Origin of the sequence: Xanthovirga aplysinae (assembly GCF_009711365.1) — a bacterium.
GTDB classification, from domain to species: Bacteria; Bacteroidota; Bacteroidia; order Cytophagales; family Cyclobacteriaceae; genus Xanthovirga; species Xanthovirga aplysinae.
The window spans coordinates 1-4,228 of sequence record NZ_SMMB01000810.1; the positions used below are offsets into that span (position 1 = coordinate 1).

At 37.3% G+C, this 4,228-nt stretch carries 2 protein-coding genes; both read right to left on the reverse strand.

Features of this window, described 5'->3' with window-relative positions:
* Window positions 1-1,469 (reverse strand): S41 family peptidase (locus tag E1171_RS06050; RefSeq protein WP_155205087.1); only part of this gene is annotated, 1,469 nt, incomplete at its 3' end.
* An 84-nt stretch (window positions 1,470-1,553) separates the two neighbouring features.
* A complete protein-coding gene (locus E1171_RS06055; protein WP_155205089.1) occupies window positions 1,554-3,959 on the reverse strand; it encodes an ABC transporter permease in 2,406 nt (801 codons plus the stop codon).
* Between the last annotated feature and the right edge of the window lie 269 nt (window positions 3,960-4,228).

The window sequence follows — 4,228 nt, forward strand, 5'->3', positions numbered from 1 at the left end:
AGCCATTTTACTATCTCCTCTACAGGTTTTTCGGAATCTAACCACAAATCAGGTAAAAAGCCCTGATCCACATTATTTTCAGGATGAATGATTAAACGTCCGGGAAGTCGGAACTTGATTGAGGAATTCTTTAGACAAAATTGTCTTGTATTGGCAAAAGTATAGGTCATATTGGATTGCTCTCCTACAATCAAGCTATTGGGAATGCTCTTCGAAGCTGCCAGGGCATTATTTCCTGCAGAACCATTTCGGTAATTAGAGAGAATGATAACTTTTCCTTTATAGTTTCCATATTTTTTTTCAGGTTTTTTTCTTACGATCTCCCAGTATTTCTTTGGGTTTTCGATTAGTTCTTTTTTCTGTTTTCTGATCTGCTTTACATGGTAATGCTTGTACTCGGGAATGCTATCTAATGGCGTATTGTCATCCAGCCATTCTTTTGGCCAGCTTGACCATCTGTTTTTCTTTGGAAAGTAAGCTTGAATGATTGCTGTAGAATGAAGGTACAGAAGCCAGGATTCCTCTTGGGCCAAACCATTGAAATTTTCTATAAACTGATGAGGGTAAGTGGAGATCCCCCCATCATTTGCCAAAAGGTTCCAAATGAAAACTGGGGCATTTTTTAATTCTTTTCCTATTTCGGTAAAGTTTTCTAAAGTTTTGATTTCTTCCTCTACCCAAAAAGAAGAACTCCTAACATAAGGGATATTTTCTATGGTATCGGTTTCTATGATGTTTTTGAACCTGTCGTATTTAATATTTCCTATTTTACATGGATGTAAGGGAAGGCTAAATGCTCCTGAACTAAAGTTCACGCTAAGCTCAGTTGGTTTTTCTGTACTCATTATTCCTAATAGGAATTGGTCCACTCCTTCTTTAGAGAGGGTTTTTCTTAAATACTCTTCTTTATCAAGGTATAGTGTGCCAACCGGAATGCTGGGTTGATCAGATTCGATGACAATATATTTATTGCCTCTTTTTTCAATAATTAAATGGGTGAAATACTGTCTTACTCTTGTAAAAAACTCCCAGGTTTCCTCTCCTATAATAGCGGTATGAGGATCATTGATGTTTTTTAAGGCATTGTATATCCTTTTCTGGAATTCTAATGTACTAATTTCTTTGATTGGGAAATATTCAATCCAGGATTTCAGGTCAGCATAAGCTTTTGGGAAGTCTACACCATGGTGCTGCCAGTAATATCTTCCACTGAATACATTATCAAAAAGGTATTGAATCATTTCAACATCCTCTAAGGCCTGTCTCTTTGTGATGGTTTTAGGAGGTTTGGATAGGATGTAATCAGGAAGCTCCTTTATTTCCAATGGCTCTTCCATTTTATCCAAAAATCGTTTCAACTCTTCGGGGATGTTTTCACCTGAAACTTCCTGATCAGCTTTTGTTTGAGAGTTACCAGGGACTAGAGCTATAAAGCTTAGAAAGAATGATAAAAAAGTAATTTTTTTCATAATTAAAATACAATTCTAATTCTAAATTGATATTGCTATTTCTTTACTATACCCGCTGATTTAGTCAATAGGACTTTTTTAAACTTATTCATATCTGATAGAACTTACCGGATTGTCCGTTGCAGCCTTAATGGCATGGAAGCTCATCGTTAGCCAGGCTACTAAAAAGGAAAGAAAGCCTACTCCTAAAAATACTTCGGGTCCAAGAGTGGTTTTATACTTGAAATTTTGCAGCCACTCATTCATGGTCCACCAGGCGAAAGGGGAAGCTAATACAAAGGCAATACCTACCAGTTTTCCGAACTCTTTGGATAACAGCACTACAATGCTTTTTATGGAAGCTCCCAGTACTTTTCTTATTCCAATTTCTTTTACACGTTGTTGAATAGTAAATGCCGACAAACCAAAAAGACCAAGACAGGCAATAAATATGGCCAAAAGAGCAAAGGCCAAAAGTATCTTTCCTATCTTTTGTTCTTTCTTATACATCTGATCAAATGCTTCATCCAGAAATGTATATTCAAAAGGAAAACCAGGGTTTAGTTTATCCCAATGGTCTTTTATGAGGTTTAATGTTTGTGCGGTATTTTTTTCATTCATTCTGATACATAAAAATCCGGAACCTCTTCCATAGCTCATCACCAAGGGGGCAATTTTTTCTTTCAGCGACTGAAAATTAAAATTTTTGACTACACCTATAATTTTAAAGCTTCCCTTGTAGTAGTTGATCCTTTTCCCAACAGGGTCAATCCCATCGAATCCCAGTTGGTTAGCAGCTTCTTCATTGATTACCACTGCCGTGGAGTCAGAAGAAAATTCAGGAGAAAAAAAACGGCCTTTTTTTATTTCCATACCCAAAGTTTTCAGATAATTATGATCCACTGTCCATTCATTCATGACCATCTTTTTATCACTTTGTCCTTCCGGGCTGAAAAATTCTCTCTTTGAGGAGGATAGTTCTACAGGTAGAAAATTGGTGAGTGTGGCGGATTTTATGGATGTGAACTGTAATATTTCCTTTTTTAAAACCTCTCCGGTATTATTTAAAACAGAAGACTGGTTTTTAATAATAAGCACCTGTTCCTTGTTGTATCCAAAGTTGGTATGACGTATAAAAAAAAGTTGTTTGTAAATGGTTACAGCTCCTACCATCAGGAAAATGGACAAAACAAACTGGGTAATAACCAATCCGCTTCTGATTTTTCCACTTTTTATACCCATCTTTAGATTGCCTTTTAAGATTTTTGCAGAATCAAATGCCGATATATAAAAAGCCGGGTAACTTCCCGCAAGAAAGCCAACTAGCAATATAATCCCTCCCAGGGTAATCAGGAGAGGAAAGTTACCGAGGTATTGGGTTTGTATGGAAGTTTCTAACAGTTGATTAAATCCTTTAATCGCAATTTCTACTATGCCGAGGGCTAAAATAAGTGCCAAAACACTTAACAGAAGAGATTCGGACAAAAACTGGGCAATAAGTTGGGGACGCCGGGCTCCGGAAACCTTGCGAATTCCGATTTCTTTTGCCCTTTCGGCTGAACGGGCTGTGGAAAGGTTCATATAATTGATGCAGGCAATCACCAAAATAATAAAAGCAAGGGCTGAAAAAAGATAGACATAATTGATGTTGCCACCCGCTTCAATTTCCCTTTCAAAATCCGAATAAAGGTGAATGTCTTTTACCGGCAGAAGTCGGTATCTTCTGTAGTCGGTTATGTTTCCGGATCCTCCGGTTTCTGCAAGATATTTTTGAAAAGAGGAACCCTGATACTTTTGCAGAAGGAGTGGTAACTTAGCTTCCAATGCCGAGGCATGAGTCCCTTTTTTTATTAGCAAATAGGTATAATCAGTGACGAAATTCCAGCTGTTGCTGTTGCCGTCCTCTATACCTGATCTGGCCCCGATTAAGTTGAAGTGATAATGAGAATTTTTTGTTATGTCTTTATAAACCCCTGTAACCTGGTAGGCTTCTTGATTGTTGAGGAGCATTAACTTTCCGGTTGGATCCTCCTTGCCAAAAAGTTTTCGTGCCAGGGTTTCACTTAACAGTAAGGTATTGGGCTCTTTTAAGGCCCTGGCAGGATCTCCCTGAATAAGCTTTATATCAAACAGTTCAAAAAGACTGGCATCGGCAAATGCCACCGCTTTTTCCCTAGAGCTTTTATCTCCATGGGAAAGTATCACATTGTCCCTTTTATGAATACGAAGGGTTTTTTCTACTTCAGGAAATTCTGCCTTGAGGGCATTGGCCAGCGGAGAAGGAGTAAGGGACATCTTTGTGGTTTTTCCATCGTAGGTATATTCCGAGGAGATACGGTAAAGACAATCAATTTTGCTGTGATGCTTGTCGTAACTTAGTTCAAACTGAACATAGAAGAAAAGTAAAAGACAACAGGCAATCCCAACTGTAAGCCCTGTCAGATTGATAAAAGTATATACTTTGTTTTTTAACAAATTACGGAGGGATATTTTCAGGTAATTTTTAAGCATATAATAAGCAATTAAAGAACAAGAGTTAAAGCAGTTGTGTATATCAATATCTGGGAATTAATGATTAAACTTTAAATTAATTTTAGAATTGGTATAGGTTGACTCCTTAATGGATTGTCATCAAAAGTTTTTATTGGAGAGCATATCGTGTTTTCCGCTGGTTTTTCGGGAATTTGAGCATCCAGAATTTCTTCAGCTTTCAATTTTAAAATGCCACCTCCCGATAAACTAGCTTCTATTTTTTTTTACCTCTAATTGTGTGATATCTA

Excerpts from the sequence above, each read along its gene's own strand:
- E1171_RS06055 (WP_155205089.1), bottom strand. The coding sequence starts at position 3,959 with ATGCTTAAAAATTACCTGAAAATATCCCTCCGTAATTTGTTAAAAAAC.